At 41.5% G+C, this 23,292-nt stretch carries 22 protein-coding genes and 2 pseudogenes; 9 read left to right on the top strand and 15 right to left on the bottom strand.

Features of this window, described 5'->3' with window-relative positions; genetic code table 11:
* Positions 1 to 26 precede the first annotated feature (26 nt).
* From cobM to LJE12_RS00225, 3 genes are all read right to left on the bottom strand, one after another.
* A complete protein-coding gene (gene cobM / locus LJE12_RS00235) occupies positions 27 to 803 on the bottom strand; it encodes a precorrin-4 C(11)-methyltransferase (RefSeq protein WP_022381461.1) in 777 nt (258 codons plus the stop codon).
* A gap of 255 nt (positions 804 to 1,058) precedes the next feature.
* The gene (gene cbiD / locus LJE12_RS00230) at positions 1,059 to 2,219 is read right to left on the bottom strand and encodes a cobalt-precorrin-5B (C(1))-methyltransferase CbiD (RefSeq protein WP_227226142.1); all 1,161 of its coding nucleotides are present in this window, start codon (positions 2,217 to 2,219) and stop codon (positions 1,059 to 1,061) included.
* Positions 2,220 to 2,540: 321 nt separating this feature from the next.
* Positions 2,541 to 3,884: an MATE family efflux transporter gene (locus tag LJE12_RS00225; RefSeq protein ID WP_055053399.1), complete on the bottom strand. Its 1,344-nt coding sequence runs from the start codon at positions 3,882 to 3,884 to the stop codon at positions 2,541 to 2,543.
* Between the two features lie 367 nt (positions 3,885 to 4,251).
* Here LJE12_RS00225 and LJE12_RS00220 point away from each other — a divergent pair, with 367 nt between their 5' ends.
* Entirely contained in the window at positions 4,252 to 5,151 is a 900-nt protein-coding gene (locus LJE12_RS00220) for an RluA family pseudouridine synthase (protein ID WP_022381458.1), read from the top strand.
* Between the two features lie 93 nt (positions 5,152 to 5,244).
* Here LJE12_RS00220 and LJE12_RS00215 read toward each other — a convergent pair whose 3' ends face one another.
* Both LJE12_RS00215 and coaBC read right to left on the bottom strand, forming a co-directional pair.
* Positions 5,245 to 6,009, bottom strand: a complete 765-nt coding sequence (locus LJE12_RS00215; RefSeq protein WP_025576961.1) for a type III pantothenate kinase — start codon at positions 6,007 to 6,009, stop codon at positions 5,245 to 5,247.
* 37 nt (positions 6,010 to 6,046) lie between these two features.
* On the bottom strand, positions 6,047 to 7,258 hold the full coding sequence (gene coaBC / locus LJE12_RS00210; RefSeq protein WP_173679304.1) for a bifunctional phosphopantothenoylcysteine decarboxylase/phosphopantothenate--cysteine ligase CoaBC: 1,212 nt from the start codon (positions 7,256 to 7,258) through the stop codon (positions 6,047 to 6,049).
* A 457-nt stretch (positions 7,259 to 7,715) separates the two neighbouring features.
* On the opposite strand from coaBC, the gene LJE12_RS00205 reads away from it, so the two are divergent.
* On the top strand, positions 7,716 to 8,279 hold the full coding sequence (locus LJE12_RS00205) for a class I SAM-dependent methyltransferase (RefSeq protein ID WP_022381455.1): 564 nt from the start codon (positions 7,716 to 7,718) through the stop codon (positions 8,277 to 8,279).
* Between the two features lie 121 nt (positions 8,280 to 8,400).
* On the opposite strand, the gene LJE12_RS00200 is transcribed toward LJE12_RS00205, so the two are convergent.
* A complete protein-coding gene (locus LJE12_RS00200) occupies positions 8,401 to 9,219 on the bottom strand; it encodes a peptidylprolyl isomerase (RefSeq protein WP_022381454.1) in 819 nt (272 codons plus the stop codon).
* 237 nt (positions 9,220 to 9,456) lie between these two features.
* Between LJE12_RS00200 and LJE12_RS00195 the strand changes: the two genes are divergently transcribed.
* Positions 9,457 to 9,936, top strand: coding sequence for an S-ribosylhomocysteine lyase (locus LJE12_RS00195; protein WP_118613380.1), 480 nt, complete (start codon positions 9,457 to 9,459; stop codon positions 9,934 to 9,936).
* A 218-nt stretch (positions 9,937 to 10,154) separates the two neighbouring features.
* Here the strand turns inward: LJE12_RS00195 and LJE12_RS00190 are convergent, their stop codons facing one another.
* Together LJE12_RS00190 and LJE12_RS00185 are read right to left on the bottom strand one after the other, a co-directional pair.
* Positions 10,155 to 10,637, bottom strand: a complete 483-nt coding sequence (locus tag LJE12_RS00190) for an SH3 domain-containing protein (protein WP_022381452.1) — start codon at positions 10,635 to 10,637, stop codon at positions 10,155 to 10,157.
* Positions 10,638 to 10,952: 315 nt separating this feature from the next.
* Complete coding sequence (locus tag LJE12_RS00185) at positions 10,953 to 11,948, bottom strand: XdhC family protein (protein WP_008704827.1); 996 nt, start codon at positions 11,946 to 11,948, stop codon at positions 10,953 to 10,955.
* Between the two features lie 82 nt (positions 11,949 to 12,030).
* Between LJE12_RS00185 and LJE12_RS00180 the strand changes: the two genes are divergently transcribed.
* Positions 12,031 to 13,242 (top strand): dicarboxylate/amino acid:cation symporter, encoded by a 1,212-nt coding sequence (locus LJE12_RS00180; RefSeq protein ID WP_022381450.1) that lies wholly within the window; start codon positions 12,031 to 12,033, stop codon positions 13,240 to 13,242.
* Between the two features lie 57 nt (positions 13,243 to 13,299).
* Here LJE12_RS00180 and yedF read toward each other — a convergent pair whose 3' ends face one another.
* From yedF to LJE12_RS20405, 3 genes and pseudogenes are all read right to left on the bottom strand, one after another.
* A complete protein-coding gene (yedF, locus tag LJE12_RS00175; RefSeq protein WP_022381449.1) occupies positions 13,300 to 13,914 on the bottom strand; it encodes a sulfurtransferase-like selenium metabolism protein YedF in 615 nt (204 codons plus the stop codon).
* Between the two features lie 29 nt (positions 13,915 to 13,943).
* Positions 13,944 to 15,314: a dihydropyrimidinase gene (hydA, locus tag LJE12_RS00170; protein WP_173745086.1), complete on the bottom strand. Its 1,371-nt coding sequence runs from the start codon at positions 15,312 to 15,314 to the stop codon at positions 13,944 to 13,946.
* A 23-nt stretch (positions 15,315 to 15,337) separates the two neighbouring features.
* Positions 15,338 to 15,502: pseudogene (locus LJE12_RS20405) on the bottom strand (DUF6783 domain-containing protein).
* Here LJE12_RS20405 and LJE12_RS20400 point away from each other — a divergent pair.
* The 4 genes and pseudogenes from LJE12_RS20400 to LJE12_RS00155 all read left to right on the top strand — a co-directional run.
* Positions 15,440 to 15,589 (top strand): annotated as a pseudogene (locus LJE12_RS20400) (DUF6783 domain-containing protein); the annotation flags it as partial. The pseudogenes LJE12_RS20405 and LJE12_RS20400 overlap by 63 nt on opposite strands.
* Positions 15,590 to 15,842: 253 nt before the next feature.
* A complete protein-coding gene (locus LJE12_RS00165; protein ID WP_020993722.1) occupies positions 15,843 to 16,475 on the top strand; it encodes a helix-turn-helix transcriptional regulator in 633 nt (210 codons plus the stop codon).
* Between the two features lie 330 nt (positions 16,476 to 16,805).
* Positions 16,806 to 18,074: a sensor histidine kinase gene (locus LJE12_RS00160; RefSeq protein ID WP_173697709.1), complete on the top strand. Its 1,269-nt coding sequence runs from the start codon at positions 16,806 to 16,808 to the stop codon at positions 18,072 to 18,074.
* A 64-nt stretch (positions 18,075 to 18,138) separates the two neighbouring features.
* A complete protein-coding gene (locus LJE12_RS00155) occupies positions 18,139 to 18,855 on the top strand; it encodes a LytR/AlgR family response regulator transcription factor (RefSeq protein ID WP_173697708.1) in 717 nt (238 codons plus the stop codon).
* Between the two features lie 92 nt (positions 18,856 to 18,947).
* On the opposite strand, the gene LJE12_RS00150 is transcribed toward LJE12_RS00155, so the two are convergent.
* Positions 18,948 to 19,133 (bottom strand): hypothetical protein, encoded by a 186-nt coding sequence (locus LJE12_RS00150; RefSeq protein ID WP_008704840.1) that lies wholly within the window; start codon positions 19,131 to 19,133, stop codon positions 18,948 to 18,950.
* Positions 19,134 to 19,495: 362 nt separating this feature from the next.
* Between LJE12_RS00150 and LJE12_RS00145 the strand changes: the two genes are divergently transcribed.
* Positions 19,496 to 20,023: a hypothetical protein gene (locus LJE12_RS00145; RefSeq protein WP_173697707.1), complete on the top strand. Its 528-nt coding sequence runs from the start codon at positions 19,496 to 19,498 to the stop codon at positions 20,021 to 20,023.
* Positions 20,024 to 20,304: 281 nt separating this feature from the next.
* Here the strand turns inward: LJE12_RS00145 and ilvC are convergent, their stop codons facing one another.
* The 3 genes from ilvC to LJE12_RS00130 all read right to left on the bottom strand — a co-directional run bounded on the left by ilvC (position 20,305) and on the right by LJE12_RS00130 (position 23,231).
* Positions 20,305 to 21,324, bottom strand: coding sequence for a ketol-acid reductoisomerase (ilvC, locus tag LJE12_RS00140; protein ID WP_008704844.1), 1,020 nt, complete (start codon positions 21,322 to 21,324; stop codon positions 20,305 to 20,307).
* A gap of 128 nt (positions 21,325 to 21,452) precedes the next feature.
* Positions 21,453 to 21,950 (bottom strand): acetolactate synthase small subunit, encoded by a 498-nt coding sequence (ilvN, locus tag LJE12_RS00135; protein ID WP_008704845.1) that lies wholly within the window; start codon positions 21,948 to 21,950, stop codon positions 21,453 to 21,455.
* A 228-nt stretch (positions 21,951 to 22,178) separates the two neighbouring features.
* Positions 22,179 to 23,231 (bottom strand): tyrosine-protein phosphatase, encoded by a 1,053-nt coding sequence (locus LJE12_RS00130; protein ID WP_020993720.1) that lies wholly within the window; start codon positions 23,229 to 23,231, stop codon positions 22,179 to 22,181.
* Between the last annotated feature and the right edge of the window lie 61 nt (positions 23,232 to 23,292).

Below are 23,292 nucleotides of genomic sequence, written 5' to 3'. Positions count from 1 at the left end.
TAGCAATTCCTTAAGGTTACCAGATTCTATGAGTGATGTGTTTTTGATTTCACAGCTTCACGAAATTCTGTGGTAAACTCCGGATCATACAGCTTGGAACGGTCATAGTGTGCTGCTGCAACTGTATCTCCGATGATCATCAGAGCTGTTTTTGTAATATTATTTTCTGCAGCCGTTTTTGCCAGTGTTCCCACTGTGCAGACGAAGGTCTTCTGTTCCGGCCAGGTTGCCTTATATACAATGGCTGCTGGTGTATCTGCTGTATAACCGCCTTCAATAAGACGTCTGCTCAGCTCTTCCAGCATTCCTGTACTTAAGAATACAACCATAGTTGCCTGATGAGCTGCAAATGACTGAATGCTTTCCTTGGACGGAACCGGAGTTCTGCCTTCCATTCGTGTAATGATCACACTCTGGGAAATATCCGGCAGAGTATATTCCAGATTCAGGGCACTTGCAGCACCGCAGAATGCACTGACACCCGGACAGTAATCATAAGCAATATTTTTCTCATCCAGAATATCCATCTGCTCACGAATCGCACCGTAAATACATGGATCTCCGGTATGAAGTCGGACAGTTGTCTTTCCCTCTGCTTCTGCCTTCTCGATCACATGGATTACTTCCTCCAGTGTCATTTTTGCACTGTTGTAGATGGTGCAGATGTCCTTTGTATATTCCAGAAGCTTTGGATTTACCAGTGATCCTGCATAGATCACCACATCTGCTTCCTCCAGATACTGTTTTCCTCTTACTGTGATAAGATCCGGTGCTCCCGGACCTGCTCCTACGAAATGTACCATAATCTGTCATTCTCCTTATTATAAATTTATTCCAACTGTTCAATACTTTCACAGTTGTGAGTCAAAATCCATTCAAGCGGATATTCGCAATCCGCTTCGCTACTTGCTCATAACCGAATAACTGCTCCGCAGTTTATCAGAAGGAGCTTGCACTCCTCCTGATACAAGCAAGTCCCCACCCACTGCTTATTGCTTTTCGCAATTGAAGCAGGGGACTTACTTGATTCGGTTAAAATCGCCTTTGCGATAGGATCTTTACTGTGCCTCATCATTCTGTGCATTAATCAGCTTTATCAGCTTCTCTGCATCTGCAGTCTGTCCCAGATACCCATAAGTATTATTAAAGATCACTGCCCCCAGAAGGATCTGCTCATAGGATCTGTGATTTAAATAAAACTGGATCCTGTCCAGGATCTCTTTCATGGTCTTCTGAAGTATCTGATATTTTTCCAGAATGTCTATTGCTTCATCTGTAGTAGATGCATTCAGGATTTCCTTTGCACACTCCAACGATGCTCCTGCCCGGATCGCATTGGATGCCAGCACTTCCATCCTGGCATCTGCACTGTGGGAATGGGTATTCATGATCCCTGCTGCAACTTTTACAAACTTTCCGATATGAGCAATGAAAAGGATTCCCTTAACTCCCATATCAATTGCCATGTCAATGGTCTCACCTACATAATTGCTGCATTTGATATTTTTTTCATAAGGGAGATCCATATGCTCCCGCAGATAATCTGCCCCGTAATTTCCCGGTGTTACCAGAAGATATTCTTCTCCCTGGGAAAAATGCTGCTTCATCTCTACATTGATACTCTGTACAAGAGCAGCTTCGCTCATAGGCTCTACAATCCCGGAAGTTCCCAGAATGGAGATTCCTCCCACAATTCCCAGACGTGGATTAAAGGTTTTCTTTGCAATTTCCACACCTTCAGGAACGGAGATGATGATCTTCAGTCCGCCCTCATAATCATATTTCTCAGCAATTTCTGTAGCTTCACGCAAAATCATGGCCTTTGGCACAGGATTGATGGCTGCTTCCCCGATTTTCTGGGAAAGCCCGGCTTTTGTTACCCTTCCCACACCAACGCCTCCGTCGAGGATGATTCCCGGTTCTTTTGTTTTCTGCACCGTAGCATAAACCAGTATTCCGTTTGTAGTATCCGGATCATCTCCTGCATCCTTCTGAATTGCACAGGTCACCTGATTTCCTTCAATCCGGATGTCTTTCAGTTCCAGTGTAAGCATGATTCCCTTAGGAGTCATCAAGGTGACATCCTTCTGCATGACACCACCCAGCAGGATCTTTGCAGCACCCTTACATGCAGCTGCTGCGCAGGAGCCTGTTGTATAGCCAAACCTCATTTTTTTATTGCCACGTATCACGTAGTAATCTTCCAGTCCGTTTTTCATGACGCCTCCTTTGCTGCATTGTTGTCACATCCTGTCTGCAGATTACTATAATGTCATTTATATAACATCTACATAAAAAGGAGGGATTTCTGTGTGCAACAAAATCCCTCCTGAAAGTTCTTTTCCCGAAATATCCTCTGGTTGCCGCAGATCATATTTCCTCTCTACAATGAAAAGCAGACAGTATCTGGCTGTTACAGTAACGGACTTGCGCAGGAATTTCACCTGACTTCCTGTAATGCTTTTCCAGAATTATTTCCGAGAATCATTATATAATTTTGAGCAGTAAAAGTCAACGCATTTCATGGCTATACCACCTTATTATACTACCTTATGCTTCAGCCATTTCCTGCTGTGGAAGCGAAGAGAAAATACGATTCCCCGCACTGTCCAGTCAGTAAACATTCCAAGCCATACAGCCATTGGGCCGAAGCCTCTGAAACGGATCAGATATACACAAAGGCAAAAACGGAATGTCCACATAGTGATACAGGATGTGATCATGGAAAATTTTACATCTCCGGCTGCTCTGAGGCCATAAGCAGGAATAAACGCCAGGGTCCATACAATAGGTTTGACAACCGTTATCCAGGATATCATATGGAAACACATTCTTGCACTTTCCGGTTCCATACCACCCAGCTTTGTGACCGGAATGGTTAAGGCAAACACCAAAAGACAGCTTGCAACAACAATGATTTCTGCAAGGACACTTAATTTCTTAATATAGTAAACTGCCTCATCCTTTCTGCCCGCTCCCAGACACTGTCCTACTACAGTCATCAGACCGATTCCTACACCGATAGCTGCAATACCGTTAAGGTTCTCAAGGATATTCGTCATTGCCTGAGCTGCAATGGCTACCGTCCCCAGTGTAGATACGGAAGACTGTATTGCCAGCTTTCCAAGCTGAAACATGCTGTTCTCTATACCGGACGGGATTCCCAGAGCCAGAACTCTTCTGATCATTTTTCCATCCGGACGGATCTGTCTGTAATTTCTGACTACAATAGGCTGTCTGTCCATACGAAGCTGCCAGAGTACCACTACAGCACAGAAGACTCTGGATGCAAGAGTTGCGATGGCAGCTCCTGCCACTCCCATATTGAATCCCCAGATCAGCGCCGCATTTCCGCCGATATTAATCACATTTGAAATAACCGATACTGTCATTGGCCCTCTGGTATTTCCCTGGGACCGGAATATGGATGCTCCCGCATCATAAAGTGCTATAAACGGAAAAGACAACGCCGTATAGAAGAAATACACCTGAGAGGCAGTCATAACATCTGATTCTACTTTTCCGAATATCAGTTTTAACAGCGGCACACGAAACAGCAGGCACAGAGCAGTCACTGCTACGGATATGGCAGTAATGATAAATAATACCTGTCTTGCTGATTTATTTGCCATTTCATGATTTTTCTGACCTATGTACTGTGAACAGAGGATTGCACCGCCTGCTGCCAGCGCTGAGAACGCCTGGATCACCAATACATTGATGGAATCCACCAGAGATACTGCGGATATTGCAGCAGAGCCTACATTGCTGACCATCATGGTATCCACAGTTCCCATCAGGGAATTCAGTACCTGTTCAAAAATAACCGGTATCAACAGGGTTCGGAGCATTTTGTTTGTAAAAATATGTTGCTGTTCTTTCATTTTTTCCACCTGAATCTATTTTCTTTTTTTGATTATACGCTTAATTTTCTGTGATGCAATAGAATAAAATGTATTTTTTAACGTTTTCAGGGTTACTGTTCACCCGCCACTATTCCGCGAGGTGTTTTGGCATGAATATGCCAAAATCCCGAGACATACAAGCCAAAATTCCATTGCCGCAGGCAATCTGGAATGAGTTTTGGCTACATTACTGTAAACAGAGTGAACAGTAATTTTTCAGGAAATCTGATAATTGTTCTTGTTATGTTCTTCAAAATCTGATACAGTAAATCTGTTAAAAATAAGGCAGGGCATATCAGCCCGCAATTCTTAAATCTTATACAAATCAAGAAAGCAGACAGATCATATGCAAAGAATCCTTAAATATATTATCTCCGAAAATACAACTCCGGTCACGATTCTGGACTTTCTAAAAAAAGAGGGGTTTTCCCGCCACATATTAAGCTCAATGAAGAACACTCCCAACACCATCATTCTCAATGGTGAACGTGGTTTCGGACGATCAGTGCTTAAACCGCAGGATCATCTGATCATCACTGTTCCTGAAACCGAATCAGGAGAAAACATTATCCGTACAAAGATGGATTTGAATATCATTTATGAAGATGAGGATATCCTTGTGATAAACAAGCCTGCAGATATGCCTGTGCACCCTTCTGCGGGAAATTATGAAAATACTCTGGCAAATGGAATCGCCTGGTATTTTGCAGAAAAAGGAGAGGATTTTGTTTACCGCTGTATCAACCGGCTGGACCGGGATACCACCGGTGCTCTGATCCTTGCCAAAAATCCCCTCAGCGCAGCGATTCTGTCAGTTCAGATGAAAAAACGTCAGATTCTCAGGACTTATCTCGCACTTGTAGACGGGCTTCTTCCTGACTCCGGAACGATCAACGCTCCTATCGCACGAATGGAAGGCTCCGTGATCACCAGAGAAGTAAATTTCGGAACCGGGGAGTCTGCAATAACTCATTATGAACGGCTGGCGGCAGGAAAAGAATATTCTCTGGCCGAACTTCATCTGGAAACAGGGCGCACACACCAGATACGTGTGCATATGAAATATATCGGGCATCCTCTGCCCGGAGATTATTTATATAATCCTGATTACCGTCGGATAAACCGTCAGCCCCTTCATTCTTATCAGTTGGAGTTTACTCATCCTATAACCGGAAAGGTCATGCTTTTTACTGCTCCGCTTCCTATTGATTTTATTTCTGCCTTTTATAGCAATTCTCTAAAATAATGCATTTATAGCAATCCCATAAATTACTGCAAACAAAACAGTTCATCAGTTTTATGTCTGATGAACTGTTTTGATATGAATGCATATACATTCTTACTTATTTTTCTCATAAATGATCAGAAGACCTCTCAGAAGAAGTTCCTCGTCCAGAATGATTTCTCTCTTACAATGAGGAACGATTTTCTTTGCCAGACCACCGGTTGCCACTACAGTTGCCTTCTCCCCCAGTTCCTCTTCGATCCTGTCAATAATTCCATCCAGAGCTGCTGCATTGCTGTAAAGAACCCCGCTCTTCATACATTCGATCGTGTTTTTCCCGATCACATGTCTTGGCGCATCAATACTGATTCCGCTGAGCTGGGAAGCCCTCGCAGTAAGTGCATCCAGGGAAACCCCTACACCCGGAAGAATCATTCCGCCTACATACTGCTTCTTACTGTTGACAACAGACGCTGTGGTTGCAGTTCCCATATCGATAAGGATCAACGGCACCGGATAACCGGCAATTCCTGCCACTGCATCAGCAACCTGATCTGCGCCAAGCTGTCCCGGATTATCCATCATAATGTTCAGTCCTGTCTTTACACCGGGTCCGAGAACAATTGCATTTTTCTTAAGAATTTTCTCTGCGGCAAGTTTCACAATATTTGTGATCTGCGGCACTACAGAAGAAATAATACAGCCCTCAATCTCTGTTTTTTTTATATGATAGATATCAAGAACATTCTTTAAATCCACCGCATATTCCAGTTCCGTCTTTGTACGGTTGGTAGAAAGGCGTTCTATAAAATATGTTTTCAGGTCATCAATACATCCAACTACAATGTTGGTGTTTCCAACGTCAATTGCTAAAATCATAATTATTTATCTCCAATTTCTTAATCGTCCTGTTCCTTTAACAGACAGAATCCTGCATCATCATCGAAAGGATTTTATCCAGGATTCTAAAAGCGGCGTCTTCTTTGCTCATAAGCGGAAGAGAGATTTCTTCATCCTGTGTGATCAGTGTCAGCACATTGGTATCTCCCTGAAATCCGGCACCCTCCACTTTCACATTGTTGGCAGCCACCATATCCAGATTTTTCTTTGCCAGCTTGGCTCTGGAATTGTCGATCACATTCTGTGTCTCCATGGAAAATCCGCAGAGAAACTGTCCGGCCCGTTTGTGTTCTCCCAGAAACTTCAGGATATCATCTGTTCTTTCCAGTTCTATGGACATCTGTCCGTCACTTTTCTTAACTTTTTCTTCACTGATCCTGGAAGGGCGGTAATCTGCCACAGCAGCAGCTTTAACAATAATGTCCTGTTCGTTGCTGACAGAAGTTACAGCTTCATACATATCCCTTGCAGTCACAACAGGCACCAGATTTACAAACATGGGAGGTTCAATTGAAGTACGTCCGCTGACCAGCGTGACATCTGCACCGCGGAGCATGGCAGCTTTCGCAATAGCATAGCCCATTTTTCCTGAAGAATGATTGGTAAGATAACGAACAGGATCAACAGATTCCTGTGTAGGACCTGCAGTTACAAGGATTTTCTTTCCTTTCAGATCTTTCTCACAGGCAGCTTCGCGCTCAATATAGGCAAGTAATGTCTCAGGTTCCGGCATTTTTCCCGCTCCTGTGTCACCACATGCCAGATATCCGCACGCCGGAGCGATCACTTCATATCCGTAATGCTCCAGAATCTTTAAATTATCCTGTACTACAGGATTCTCAAACATATTGGTATTCATGGCCGGGGAAATGAATTTTTTACATTTGCATGCCATGATCGTGGTAGTAAGCATGTCATCTGCGATCCCATGTGCCAGTTTACCGATCACATTGGCACTTGCCGGTGCGATCATCACCGCATCTGCTTTCTTTGCAATCGATACGTGTTCTACCTGAAACTGAAAATTCCGGTCAAAGGTATCCACCAGACATTTATTTCCTGTGAGAGTTTCAAAAGTGATCGGATTGATAAAATTCGTAGCGTTCTCTGTCATCAGCACATGAACATCTGCATGACGTTTCTTCAGCGCGCTTGCCAGATATGCAATCTTATACGCCGCAATGCTGCCTGTCACTCCCAGTAATACTGTTTTTCCTTCCAGTGTCATTTTCCTTTACCTCTTTCTCCGAACCATATTATTTCTGGCTGTTTCTACGTCTTTATACTTACATGTCAAAATCTATCATAATTCATCTTTGATAACAGGATTCTGACTTTTACAATTCTATTTATTATAGACTAATTATTATCAAAAATGCAATAAGTGATTTGTTTTATTTGCGAAACAATCTGGATGGAATTTTGGCTCGTATGTCTCGGGATTTTGGCATATTCATGCCAAAACACCTCGCGGAATAGTGGTGTGTGAACAGTAACGGTGAACCTCAGCAAGATTACACTTAACCGTTGTTTATAAAGATTTCCTGCATTATAATAATAATCAGTCAGATATCCATAATTTGTGCTGGACTCTACCTGACTTAACTGACAGACCGGATTATTATAATATACTGATATCAACATATAAATCCGGTGTATGACTTTGTGGAGGAATATAGGAATATATGAAGAATTATCAGATCACGCAATGGTGCGCAGCTTTTATCAGACAGCAGGTACAGGAAGGAGACTTCTGTATTGATGCTACAATGGGAAACGGAAATGATACGCTTCTGCTTTCGCAGCTATGCGGAGAATCAGGAAAGGTTCTTGCCTTTGATATTCAGGAGCAGGCACTGACTGCAACCCAAAAGAGACTGAACGCCGGACATGTTCCGGAAAATTACAGACTGCTTCTGGAATCTCACGCAAATATGGCAGAATATGCCACACCAGACAGTGTAAGCTGCATTGTATTTAATTTTGGTTATCTTCCCGGTGGAGATCATTCACTTGCAACCAGAGGTGAAACCAGCATTCAGGCATTGACCCAGGCTTTAACCCTTCTGAAAAAAGGCGGAATGATTTCTCTTTGCATCTACAGTGGCGGCGATTCCGGATTTGAAGAGCGGGATCAGATCCTTGACTGGCTGAAAAACCTTGATCCCCATCAATATCTGGTAATCAAAAGCGAATATTATAATCGCCCCAACAACCCACCGATACCAGTGCTGATAATTAAAAATTAACTGTATCTGTTCCAAAAAGCAGCAGAAAAGATTTTTCATATCTCTCCTGCTGCTTCTTGTTATGCCTTTTCTTCAATTTTAGTTTGCTCTCCGGGCACTTATACTTCGATTTCTGTTTTACTTAATCTGTAATGGTAATCTTCTCAATAACCGGCTGCTGATCTGACGGGATTGTTCCATTGTCGTCTGTCGGTTTTGCATCCTCGCAGATCTTATCAACAATATCCATGCCTTCTGTCACATGGCCAAATCCTGCATAATCTCCGTCCAGGAATGTACTGTCTGCCTGAACAATAAAGAACTGCGAGCTTGCGCTGTCCGGATCACTGGCTCTTGCCATGGAAATAGTCCCTCTTGTGTGGGAAATATCATTGTCTACTCCATTGTTGCTGAACTCACCCTTAATATTCTCTTTTGATCCACCTGTTCCGTCTCCGTTGGGATCACCACCCTGGATCATGAATCCATCCATGATACGGTGGAATGTCAGTCCGTCATAAAAACCTTCCTGTGCGAGTTTCACGAAATTTGTCACTGTGATCGGTGCTGTATCTGCATCCAGTTCCACATCAATCGTACCGTAATCCTTTACTTCAATCTCTGCGTGATGAATTCCTGTCAATTCTTTGGAAGTATCCAGAAGCACACTGGTTGTACTGCTGTCTGAAGAATCTTTATTTTCAGAATCTGTATCAGCAGAATCACTCTTTTCATCAGAACCATCAGAAAATCCGGCTTTTTCTGCCTCTTCTTCACTTGCTACATTATCACTGTCAGAAGAAGCAGCTTTTGTCTCCGTCTCTTCCTGAGAAGAAGTCTCCTCTTTCGCTGTTTCCTCTGTTTTTGTACTCTCTTCTGTTTTATCACTGCTGCCACATCCTGCCAGTAAACCTGCTGACATAGCTGTAACACAAAGTGCTGCCAGTAATTTTCTTTTCATTTTCCTTTACCTCCGAAATCATTTACAACAATCTGATTATAACCTATCTCAGAAAAAAAACAACTCTTTTCACAAAATGTTCAGATTGTGAATGTTTCCTGTGTTTACTTCTTTCTGATTGCCTGTTAAAATGTATATGGCTGTTCAGTTCTGTACCTTCCCTTTTTGCAGTGAAACCGGAACAACAGACTGATGAACAGTCAGAATATATCTGCAAAAGAAAGCGAGGAATCCAAAATGGAAAAAATAACAAGTTTTACCATTGACCATATCAAATTACAGCCTGGAATTTATGTTTCACGTAAGGATCCGGTTGGCGACAGTATGATCACTACCTTCGATATCCGTATGACTTCTCCTAACGAAGAACCTGTGATGAATACTGCTGAACTTCACACGATCGAGCATCTGGCAGCAACATTCCTGAGAAATCATAAAGAGTTCGGCTCTAAAATGATCTACTGGGGACCGATGGGATGCCGTACAGGCAATTATCTTCTTTTAAATGGAGATTATGAGTCCAAGGATATCGTTCCGCTTATGATCGAGACTTTTGAATTTATACGTGATTTTGAAGGTGAAGTTCCGGGAGCATCTGCAAAAGACTGCGGAAATTATCTGGATATGAATCTGCCTATGGCAAAATATCTGGCAGAAAAATTTCTGGATGAGGTTCTTTATGATATCAAGCCGGACAGACTTATTTATCCACAGTAACATTCTACAGTATTATAGCAATCCTCATAAACAACACACCGAAAAAGATTTCTATCGTATTTTTCAGACAAAAAAAGCAGAAGCTGACAGGTCATTATCCTCTGCAGCTTCTGCTTTTACTTATACATTTCTGTCAACATTTTTCCAAAAAAGCCTTTATTGTACCTCTCATAGAAATATATTTAAAGAGGACTGATACAAATTTTTATATCATCAGATTATTCTGCACTTTCATCATAAGACGTATCTGCTGATGTATCTGCTGCAGTCTCACCTGCGTCTGCTGCCGGAGCTGTTGTTGTCACAAAATCTCCGCTTGCATAACAGGTCTGTCCATTATAATCCACACGAATCCATCCATTCTCGCATACACCTGTACTGTTCAGCTGAGTTCCGGCTGCCACACTTGAAATCAGATCTGCATCTGCACTTGCATCAGAACGAAGATTTAATTCTGATGACGCATAATAGGTATCGGATTTCACTTCTACTTTTACACCACTGGCTGTCTGCTCTGCTGCCGGCGTCGGTGTTGCTTCCGGTGTTGGTGTTGCCTCTGAAGCCTCAGGAGTAGGTGTGACTTCCGGTGTTGGTGTTACTTTAACGATCATAACGCTGGAATCAATAGTAGGATCAAATCCGCATCCCTGAGCAGCAAATGCAAGTCCCAGTACAAGAACCAGCCAAAGTGATTTCTTCATAAGTAGTTTCCTCCTTTATCAAACACGCTCTGTCCCCTCGTGTTTTCTGTGTTCGCTTTATGTATTAATATACACGATTCTTACAGATAATTCAAGTATGCGTTTTGTCCTGCTTTGTCTGCTTTCTTCCATTTGCGCGGAATTGCTGCAGGGTTACTGTTCACTCCGTTCTCAGTAACGTAGCCAAAATTCATTCCAGATTGCCTGTGGCAATGGAATTTTGGCTTGTATGTCTCGGGATTTTGGCATATTCATGCCAAAACACCTCGCAGGATAGTGATATGTGAACAGTAACGCTGTAGGTTCTGTGTTTATCTACAACAATTCATAAAGGACTTCCACCTCGCCGCCACAGATCATTCCCAGATTCGCACCGCCCTGGTTAGACAGATTATATTTTCTGATTTCACCATGCTGCGCTTCTGGTGCATATTTCAAAGCCTGAAATTCTACATTTCCGCCTCCGATGCTTCCATATGAATTCCCGTCTTTATCAATAAACATTTTACTTCCTGTCCCTCTTGGAGAAGAACCACTCTTGGATATGATCGTGATCATAATTCCATTTTCTTTTTTCCTGACAGCATCCTCCACAGCTCCATCAATATAAGAAACATCATACCTGTTCTTTTCCTGAACGATCTCCGCAGCAATACTTACAGCAATCTCTGCCGGCATATGTCCTCCGATCGGCAATCCAATCGGTGCATGGATACTGTTGAGCTGTTCTTCGCTGAAACCTTCTCCGAGTAATTTTTCTCTGGTCAGTTTTACCTTATTTTTACTGCCGATCATTCCCAGATAAGTATAAGGGCGTCTCAGGATCTGTCTGGCACAGGCACTGTCTCCGAGATGACCTCTTGTCACGATCACATAATAAGCATTTTCATAGGCCGGTATTTTGTCTGAAAGTTTATCATAGCTGCCTTTGATCAGCCGATCGGCATCCGGAAATCTCTCTGAAGTCACAAAATCTTCTCTGTCATCCATAACAGTCACATGAAATCCCAGCATTTTTCCGATTTTTGCAACAGGCTGCGAAACATGTCCGCCTCCAAAAATGATAAGCTGCGGATTTTTCACATAAATTTCCACAAAGAAATCTACATCTCCCATATGAACAACTTTTGTCTCCTGGCACTCCGCCAGATCAGCTTCATATTTTTTCCAGAAATCTGCTGTATTTTCATCGGATGATAAACAATGGTTTTCTTTTATCAGACATTTTTCGCCCTTATGATTCCCGTTTAAAACCATTGCTGTTTTTACTTTTCCTGTTTCTTCCAAAATTTGATAAATTTTTCTGTACATAACTCTCTCCTGTTTCGATATAAAATACCTTTTGACCATGACATCATTATATATTATAATTGACAGAAAAAGGGGGATTATTATGAAAAAAAACTTTTTTCTACACAGTCTGCCCTTCAGACTGCTTGTCGGCGTGGCTTTTGGAATCTGTATCGGACTTCTTCTTAATATAATAGATGAATCTGCCATTACGACTGCAGTACTGAATGTGGTTGTAACATCGAAGTATATTCTTGGTCAGCTGATCAGCTTTTCTGTTCCGCTGATCATCATTGGATTTATCGCACCATCTATTACCAGACTCGGAAACAATGCTTCCAGAATGTTAGGTGTTGCAGTCAGTATTGCTTATGCTTCCTCACTGGGAGCTGCTTTATTCTCTGCATTATCCGGATACCTGCTGATCCCACATTTATCCTTCAGCTCCACTGCCAGTCATCTCAAAGCTTTGCCGGATGTAGTTTTTGAACTTTCCATTCCACAGATAATGCCTGTCATGAGTGCACTTGTACTGGCCATTATGCTGGGACTTGCATCTGCATGGACAAAAGCCAGTCTGATTTCTTCTTTTCTTGAAGAATTCCAGAAGATCATACTGGCTATTGTATCAAGAGTCATTATTCCGATTCTCCCATACTTCATCGGACTGACTTTCTGTTCACTGGCATACGAAGGAACAATCACCAGACAGCTTCCTGTATTCCTTCAGGTAATCGTCATTGTTCTGATCGGACATTTTATCTGGATAGCTCTTCTATATATACTTGCAGGAATTTATTCCAGAGAAAATCCTCTGAAAGTTGTGAAACATTATGGTCCCGCCTACCTCACAGCCATAGGTACCATGTCATCTGCTGCCACACTGCCGGTCGCCCTCCAATGCGCACACAGGGCAAAACCTCTCCGAAAGGATCTGGTAGATTTTGGTATTCCGCTGTTTGCCAATATTCATCTCTGTGGTTCTGTCCTCACAGAAGTATTCTTCTGTATGGCAATCTCCAAAATTCTTTATGGTGCAGTTCCTGCGCCGGGGGCCATGGTTCTTTTCTGTGTCCTGCTTGGAATTTTTGCCATTGGTGCTCCGGGTGTACCGGGAGGCACTGTTATGGCATCTCTCGGTATTATCACCGGTATCCTGAAATTCGGCGATTCTGCTACAGCTCTGATGCTGACTATCTTTGCCCTTCAGGACAGTTTTGGGACAGCCTGTAACGTAACAGGCGATGGTGCCCTGACTCTGATTCTTACCGGATATGCCAGATACCACAATATCAGAGAACAGAAATTGCAATAAAAGTTCAAAATACCATCATATCTGTCTTTTTTCTCAGATATGATGGCCTTCATTTTCTTACGGACGAATCACCTTATCTGCACCTGTCATACGCTCTGCAATCGTATACATATCGGTAACTTTTCCAACCATCAGTTTCTCCATCAGTCCATAATGCTTCAGGCAGGTACCGCAGGTCAGGATTTCCACGCCCTCTTCTTCCATCTTTTTCAGATCTTCCAGACTTTCAGAGTCTTCTGTTGTAAGTTTTGCACCTCCATTATAGAAAAGGATTGTATCCGGATGTGTTTCCATCTGAGAAAGGGCATAGATAAATCCTTTGATCAAAATCTTTCCCAGTTCATCATCACCATTTCCCATAACATTTGAGGAGATTACCGCTACCGTCACTTTTTTATGCGGTGCTTCGCAGACAAATTCCTCTTCTTCCAAGGTACCACCTGTCTGTTCAGTCTTTACTGCCATCTTCACCTGATACTTTTTGTCTCCCAGTTTTTCAGATACAAACGTACAGCCTGTTTTATTTGCAAGTCTGCTCAGATTATTCACTGCGGTTTCATTATCGATCAGAATTTCAATCTCATCACCGACTGCCGCATTATCAATAACCTTCTTTGTCATCACTACCGGAATCGGGCACTGTTTTCCCATTGCATTTACTTCATGTTTCATTTTCTGTCACCTCTTGTTATTCTTTATATTCACTGCTTATTACCGCGTTTAATATATTTTCCTGTTTTCTCCAGAATTACTTTTCCATCCTGCACCACATGAGCTCCTCTTAAATATACGCTGTCAATATCTCCATGAAGCTTAAATCCCTCATATGGATTATTATCCGTATGATACAGATGTGTCTTTGCAGAGATAACGTTTTCCTTCTCAGGATCAAATACAACAATATCTGCATCACTTCCCTCACGTATCACGCCCTTATTGGGATACACTCCGTAAAGTTTAGCTGCATTCTCACTTAACAGACGGCACATCTGTTCCTGCGTGATCCTGCCTGTGCGTACACCGTATGTATAAAGCAGAGTTCCTCTCGTCTGTACTCCCGGCAGCCCTCCCGGAATCTTCGTGAAATCATCTTTACCAAGAGCTTTCTGCTCCATTGTAAAGCTGCACTGGTCAGTTGCAACCGTCTGGATCTGATCATTCGCCAGTGCTTTCCACAGGCAGTCCTGATCTGCTTTCTTACGGATTGGAGGTGCACACACGTATTTGGCACCTTCAAAATCCGGTTTTGAATATACACTGTCATCCAGAAGCAGATACTGCGGACAGGTTTCCGCATATACCTTTTGTCCGTTCATTCTGGCACGCATCACTTCTTCAAATGCTTTCCGGTTGGTAAGATGTACTACCATTACAGGAGCATCTGCTGCATCTGCGATCACAAGAAGGCGGTGAACTGCCTCTGCCTCCATAATATCCGGACGCACCAACGGGTGATTCTCAGGTCCCAGACGTCCCTCTTTTTTGGCTTCTGCGATCAACGCATCGATTGCCCCTGCATTCTCACAATGTACCCCTGCAAAACATCCGTATTCATTTAATTTCTTAATAATCTTATAAAGGTCACCGTCATCTACGATCATTGCCGGATAAGTCATGTAAAGCTTAAAACTGGTAATCCCTTCATTGATCATATCCTGTATTTCTCTCTCAGTTTCCTCATTCCATTCCACAACAGACATATGGAAAGAATAATCACAGGAACATTTCCCATCTGCTTTCTTATGCCACTTCTCAAGGCCTTCCTTCAGCGTATGACCACCTTTATCCTGAGACGCATAATCGATCACCAGAGTTGTTCCTCCTGCAATGGCAGCTCTTGTTCCTGTTTCAAAATCATCTGCCGTCACTGTTCCTGCCACTTCCAGGTCAAAATGTGTATGTCCGTCTATAAATCCCGGAAAAAGCAGCTTACCGTTTACATCAACTACCTGTGCATCCTCTGCTTCCAGATTCCGGCCTACTTTTACAATCTTCTCTCCATCTATAAGAACATCTTCTATAACAGACATATCCCCCGATACTACTGTACCATTCTTCAGTAAAGTTTTCACTGTTTCTGACACCCCTTTCTTTATTATAAGTTAGGGACAAAAAGTATTTTACCCCTAGAGCGTGTCTGAAAAATCATTCCCACAATCTGAACGCCCCACTTTGCGGGATATTTCACCCGAATTCAGTTGCCGTAGCCCACTACGGCGCCCTCATCCGGGCAAAATATCCCACAAATTGTGACGCACATCTTGCAGAAAGCCTTTTTCAGACACGCTCTAACTTATCGCAATTCTCATGTTTAAAATATACCACGATTCCTATATCACTTCAATGATTTATGATTATAATCACAAATTTTTTAAGGTATTCACATTTATTTTTTTTAGGCTCTTTTTATTTCCTTTTTTTTATGATAGAATATAAAAAATGTGCAGTTTCCATGTATCTGCACTGAACGTTTTGACGGATAAATTTATCCGCTTTACTACATGCTCATAATCGAATGACTGTTACTGCTCAGACTATAGAAGCCCCTGCCTGATTCGGTTATGATCCGTTTAAAAGTTATATTAATAGGAGGAAATCAAATGGGACGACTTACTGTGTTAAAACAAATCGCTGCTGATCTTGCTTCCCAGTTCGGACCTGACTGTGAAGTAGTAATCCATGATCTGAAAACTTCGGAGCCGGAACATTCCATCGTCTACATCGTAAATGGTCATGTTACAAACAGAGATATCGGAGACGGACCATCCAATGCTGTTTTTGATGCGATCCGCAATCAGGAAAAAGGAGCAACCCCCGAAGACCATACCGGTTATCTGATGAAAACAGCAGACGGCAAGATCCTGAAGTGCAGCACTTCCTACATTCATGATGACGATGGTACCCTTCATTATGTTTTCGGAATCAATTATGACATTACCAAGCTTACTATGATCGAATCTGCCCTTCATTCTCTTGTCACTCCGGAAAATAAGGAAGAGAAGCCCAAAGAGATCACTCATAATGTCAATGATCTTCTTGATCATCTGATCGAAGAATCTGTAGCTCTGGTAGGCAAACCTGTTCCTTTAATGAATAAGGAGGATAAGGTTACTGCTATTCAGTTCTTAAATGATGCAGGTGCTTTCCTTATTACCAAATCCGGAGATAAGGTTGCAAATTATTTCGGAATCTCCAAATATACATTGTACAGTTATATTGATGTAAATAAGTAAAAACAGGAAAGAATGATATAAAAACAGACCTGCATGGTACTTTTCCATCAGGTCTGTTTTTCTTCTGTTTTTCTTTTTTCATCCAGCGCCGGTATATCGTTAAATATGCTGTCTCTTTCATCTCCTTCCTCGTAATTTTTTTCGATATTCCTTTATAGACTGATTATAACACAGAACAACAACATTTTTTCTCTTTCACGCGAACAGTAATTATATGGTGTGAATGGTATGGAAAAAGGTTGTCTTTAAATTTGAAATCTTTTATACTTGATATATATACAACATTTTGATGATAAATTTTATTAATCCTTATCAGACGGAGGTGCTGTTATGTCTGAACAGATTTTATCTGCTGTTCATGGTGTCACTACCATGCTCTTTGGAATTTACTGTTCTGCATTTTTTCTTGGGATCAAACCAATCAGAAAAAATATCCTGACTATGTTTCTGTTATTTTCAGGGCAGGGACTGTTATATGTAATTGATCTGGCATTATTTGGGGAAACTCTTGCAAATATGTCCTATCCTCTGATCGTACATTTTCCATTGGTTTTATTCCTCTCCGTTCATTATAAGTATCCTCTGATTTCTTCCGCTGTTTCTGTCTTTTCTGCCTATCTGTGTTGCCAGATAAGCAACTGGACCGGATTATTCGCTTTGGCAATAACAGGATTACAGTGGTGTTATTATTCTGTGCGGATCTTAACAACAACCTTAACTTTTGTCCTTCTTTATCGATATGTATTTCGATCTACAAAAACAATTTTTACAAAAAATGCACGTGAGCTTTCCATCATCGGTTTCCTGCCATTTGTATATTACGTTTTTGATTATGCTTCCACCAAGTTTTCAACTTTACTTTATTCCGGAAATAAAGCAGTTGTTGAGTTCATGGGATTTGCATTCTGCATTGCCTACCTGGTATTTCTCATCATCTACTTTCAGGAATATGAGAATAAACAGGAGATAACGCAATACAGCAATCTTCGTGAAATGCAGCTTCAATCCATGCAAAACGAAATTGAACAGGTAAAGATCAGCAGCCAGAGACTGGCGATCCTGCGGCATGATATGCGCCACCATCTGAGTATTATTCTGACCCAGCTGCAAAACGGACATCCGGATAAAGCACAGGAATACATCCATGAAATTAATTCTGCATATGACGATACGATCATCGCCGCCTATTCCGGAAATGAAATGCTGAACTCTGTGCTTTCCATTTATCATTCCCGTTTCGCAGACAGAGGATTGTCTCTTATATGCAATGTTTCTACAGGAAAAGAACTTCCATGCTCCGATCTGTCCCTCTGTACAATCCTGTCCAATGCGCTGGAAAACTCCATGCATGCACTGGAGCAGCTGGAATCACCTTCAAAATGGGCCCGGCTTACTCTTTCACAGAAAAAGAATCACATTCTGTTCCAACTGGAAAATCCCGTAGAAAAAATTCCGGCATTTGTAGATGGAGTTCCGGTTTCTACCAGAAACGGGCATGGAATCGGTGTCAGGAGTATTATTTATTATGTGGAACAATTGCATGGACAGTGTCATTTTTCTATCGTGGACCATTGCTTTGTCCTGCGAATCATCATCTGACACAGGATTTTCACTGCCGGATACAATACATACATTTATTCACAGAAAGGTTTTGATAAAAATTATGAATATTGCAATTTGTGATGATGAAATACTCTTTACCCGGGAATTAAGTTCACTTCTGACTCACTGGGCGGAAAAAAATGATTTTTCACTTACCCTGTATCCATATTCCAACGGTGATGATCTGTTAACAGCTCTCCGGACAATTCCGGTAGATCTGATCTTTCTCGACATCATCATGCCATTATTAAACGGCATAGATACAGCAAGAGAAATACGCAGCATGGGACTGACTGTTCCTGTGATTTTTCTGACTTCTTCCAGAGAATTTGCCCTGGATTCCTATGATGTAAAAGCTTTTCATTATCTTTTAAAACCAGTAAATACTCTGAAACTTTTTTCTGTTATGGATGATTTTTTTAAAACCTATCATGTTCCGGCGGAAACTTTCATCGCACATACTACAGACGGATTCTGCTCAATTACGCTCAATGATGTAGATTATCTGGAAGCTCAGAATAAACAGGTTCTGGTCTGCCTTTCAAATGGAACTACTTTAAAAATCCGCGAATTATTTGCAAAGTGTGAAGGGGTCTTTACTCCGGCAAAAGGATTCTTTAAATGTCACCGAAGCTATATTGTAAACCTGTCGCACATAAAACAGTTCACAAGAACTATGGTCACTACCGGCATTTCCTCTGTCCCTATTTCCAGAAATAACTATTCTGCATTCAAAGATGCCTATTTTTCATATATGTTTGATTCTAACTCCGGTTAATCCGATAATTACAGCATTTGCGGGTTACTATCCCCTCCGTTCTCAGCAATACATTTCGCAGTTCACTGCTTTTCGTACACCCTCACATATTCTTATCGTTCCATTTCATGTGCCTGTTTGTAGATTTCACAGGCAGCATAATTCACACATCTGTCATGTGCACAATCCATAAATGTGAGGGTTCTTTTATCTCCTTCCATCGTATATTCGCAGCAGACAGTCTGCCCTCCATTACATGTTCTGCAAAATCCCGAAATAAACTCTTCTTCTATCTCCATTTTATCCTCCTCAATTTTCCTTATATCTCATTATCCTTCCGAGAAACAAAAATACAGGCAACAATATATTCGTTACTGTTCACAAATATTTTTATTTATTCGTCCGTTTTTTGTTGCATTTTACAACAAACAGATTTATAATCAGTATAACATAGAAATGTGCGGAAACACTATAACAAACATAAAATAATCGTAACTGTTCAGTACCTTCACAGTTACGAGTCAAAATCCATTAAAAATCGCCTTCGGCGATGGGATTTTGACTTGTATGTCTCGGGATTTTGGCATGTTCATGCCAAAACACCTCGCGGGATAGTAGACTGCTGAATAGTTACAAATAATCAAAAAAGAGGGAAAATGTCATGAACAAAGAACTTTATGATGAGGCAATACGCTCCAATATCCTGTCACGCAAACTAATCGAACAGTTGATGGAAAGTATGAATTACAGTAGTATCTCTTTTATCAACTGGACTGTAGAGGTACTAAAGATTATTAAAACACGTCTGGAACGCGGAGATAAAATCACAGACGAAGTATCCGGAATTACTTATGATATAAAATCTTTCCGAAATTTTGTAAGCACCAATTTTTCTTCCTATATTACAAGTCAGGTCTTTGATGCTCCTGATAAGGCAGAGAAAGTATATTTTTCTCTGGAAGCCACCGAAGACGGACATGCCTACAATATGGTTATGGCAAGTTCATCTAAGAACAAAACATATAAGTGGATTTCCAGTCTCAGCGAACGCTTTTCATTAGTGGAGATGATCGCTACCGGAATTGTATATCTTAAAGATAACAGGACAGATACATATCAGCCATTTATTTCCGGAAATGGTAAGTACTGCAGATATGACGTAGAAAAAGGACAGATTGTCGAATTATAAAATGCTGAGATTGATTTGCATCTTGTTATATTATGCATAATCTTAAGAATTGCATAATACAAAACAAACAACCATCATTGAGTCAGTACATGCAAGAAAGAATCCTGCTTGCAGGATTCTCCGCCTGCGGCGGGTCGCTTCAGCGACATAATTCCTCTCCGTCGCAGTGCGATCCTGCCCGGAGGGCTTTTTTATGTTATAGGAACATTACGGAGTAATTTCCTATAACATAAAAAATCCCCTGCCATTCAGCAGGGGATTTTAATTTAATCATATTCAGATTAGTTGTTGATGAGTTTGTCTTCACCATTCCAGCTGTAAAGTTTACGAATTTCTTCGCCAACTTTCTCAGACTGATGCTCGGAAGCTTTCTTTCTCATAGCTTTGAAGTGAACCTGTGCACCTGCATCAGACATATCAAGTAAGAAGTCTTTTGCAAATGTACCATCCTGGATATCAGAAAGAATTTTCTTCATAGCTTTCTTTGTATCTTCTGTGATGATCTTAGGTCCTGTGATGTAATCACCATATTCAGCAGTGTTGGAGATAGAATATCTCATTCCTGCGAATCCTGACTGATAAATCAGGTCTACGATCAGCTTCATTTCATGAATACATTCAAAGTATGCATTTCTTGGATCATAACCAGCTTCAACAAGTGTTTCGAAACCTGCCTGCATAAGTGCGCAAACACCACCGCAAAGTACAGCCTGCTCACCAAAGAGGTCTGTCTCTGTCTCTACACGGAATGTAGTTTCAAGAAGACCAGCTCTTGCTCCGCCGATTCCAAGACCATATGCCAGTGCAAGATCCTGAGCTTTTCCTGTGTAATCCTGCTCTACAGCGATAAGACAAGGTGTTCCTTTTCCAGCCTGATACTCACTTCTTACTGTGTGACCAGGTGCTTTAGGAGCGATCATTGTAACATCAACATTCTTTGGTGGTTTGATGCATCCGAAATGGATATTGAAACCATGAGCAAACATTAACATGTTGCCTTCTTCAAGGTTTGGCTCGATGGATTCTTTGTAAAGTTTAGCCTGTAATTCATCATTGATAAGAATCATGATGATATCTGCCTGTTTAGCTGCTTCAGCTGCTGTATATACCTTAAAGCCCTGCTCTTCAGCTCTCTTCCAGGATTTGCTGCCTTCATAAAGACCGATAATGACATCACATCCGGAATCCTTTAAGTTCAGAGCATGTGCATGTCCCTGGCTTCCGTATCCAATAATTGCAATTTTTTTACCATCCAGTAAGCTTAAATTACAATCTTCCTGATAAAAAATCTTGTTAGCCATTTTATTTTCCTCCTGCTAATCGTAAAAAAATTTATCGTTAAGGGATGCTCCCCTAGCAAACTATAATATGTACTGTTTCTGAGATATTCTTCCATTTTCTGCATTCCGAAAAGCCTTCCGGTCTTTCATCAGAAATAGGTTACATCCTGCGAACCTCTTGATAAACCGGTCATTCCTGTACGTGCAAGTTCGAGAATCTCGTAATCACCCATCAGCTCAAGAAATGCTTCCAATTTATTATGGTTGCCTGTCATCTCCAATATCATGGAATCCACACTTACGTCTGCAACTTTCGCATGGAAAACATCCGCTATGGAAATGAGTCCCTGTCTCTGCTCCGGTTTCGCAGCCACCTTGATCATCATTAATTCATGGCATACGCTGTTGTCCGGCTCCAGGATCTTAATATCTCTTACATCTACAAGCTTGGCAAGCTGATTCGTGATCTGCTCCAGAATCAGTTCATCCCCGCTGCACACAACGGTAATTCTGGAAAAACGCTCGTCCGCTGTTACACCTCCGGTAATGCTGTCGATGTTATAGCCTCTGCGGCTGAATAATCCAGATACTCTGGTTGTTACACCTGCAGTATTATCTACTAACAGGGATAATACTCTCTTCTGCATGTCCCACCTGCTTTCAACGTGTACATTTTCACCACGTTAATATAATAAATAGCTCGTATGGTTACCATTATATCAATAATCGTGATTTTGTCAATAAATTTTTCGCACAAAAACAAATGTCTTTCTGTGACGTTACTGTTCACTTCGTTCCCAGCAACACGCTTCGCGGGATATTACCAGTGAATAGTATCTCTATGATAACTTTTGTAAAAACATCAAATCAACTGCCTATATCAGATATTTATTTCTGAACTCTTCGATCATTTTCGGTTTCAGATAAAATACGGTCTGGAAAAACTTTTCCATAGAACCATAAGTCTTTTTCACTGTTTCAAAAACAGCAGCCAGATACTCCTCTTTTACATTATATATAATTGGAAGCTTCTCGGTCATTTTCTCATCTGCCTCCGGCCAGGTCTGTACAAGTCTCTGCATATATACCAGTTTGGGCTCCATATAACGGTTTGTGCGCAGATAGTCTTCATATATCACATCTTCCTCCACCCCCAGCAGACTGAGCAGAAAAGCAGTCCCGATCCCTGTACGGTCCTTTCCAGTTCCGCAATGCCACAAAACAGCACCTTTTTCCTGCCTGAAAAGAATATCGATAAACTTCGCATACTGTTTCAACACCAGCTGATCCATGCATAAATTCCTGTACTGTCTGATCATATATTCTTCCATATCATCCGGGAGTCCTGCAAGCATTTTCACAAACTGTTCTCTGTTGCTGATAACCTGCACATCCTCATCCACAACCGGTACATGGTAGTATTCTACTTCTGCTATAATAGTATCCGGTTTACATTTTCTCTCTTCTGCCGAACGCAGGTCGATCACCGTCTTCAGATTGTATTCTTCTCTGAGTCTGTTCTTATCGCTCTCTGAAATGTGATAAAGTTCCCCGCTTCTCAGAAGCCTCCTCGGCAGGATGTGTCTGTCATCAGCTGTAACGATCGCACCCAGATCTCTGGTATTCGGCAGACTATGAAGAGATATCCTGCCGCCCTTCGGGAAACCTGTTGCCATATCCGGGTTTAATATCTTAAGAATGCGGATACACTCATGAATCTCTTTTTCTGTCATATCGAACTTGTATCTCTTCTTACGTCTGGTAACAATTACAAGATAATTTACACTCAGCTGTCTGTCATCACCTTCATCTGCTCCCTCTTTTCGCATATATGCCCATACAATGTCTTTACATGGAAGATTGTTTATCATCATATGTCTGGTAAAAACCAGAAATCCATCTTCTATCCTTATCTTTCCATACTTCATGATCCACCACTCCACTGTCTGCAATTTTATTATTGTTCACTCTGCTCTTAGAGCGTGTCTG

The organism is Blautia sp. DFI.6.71, from assembly GCF_020593585.1.
GTDB lineage: Bacteria > Bacillota > Clostridia > Lachnospirales > Lachnospiraceae > Blautia_A > Blautia_A wexlerae.
The sequence above is the reverse complement of the archived record's forward strand: the minus strand, read 5'-3'. Positions and strand labels throughout refer to the sequence as shown.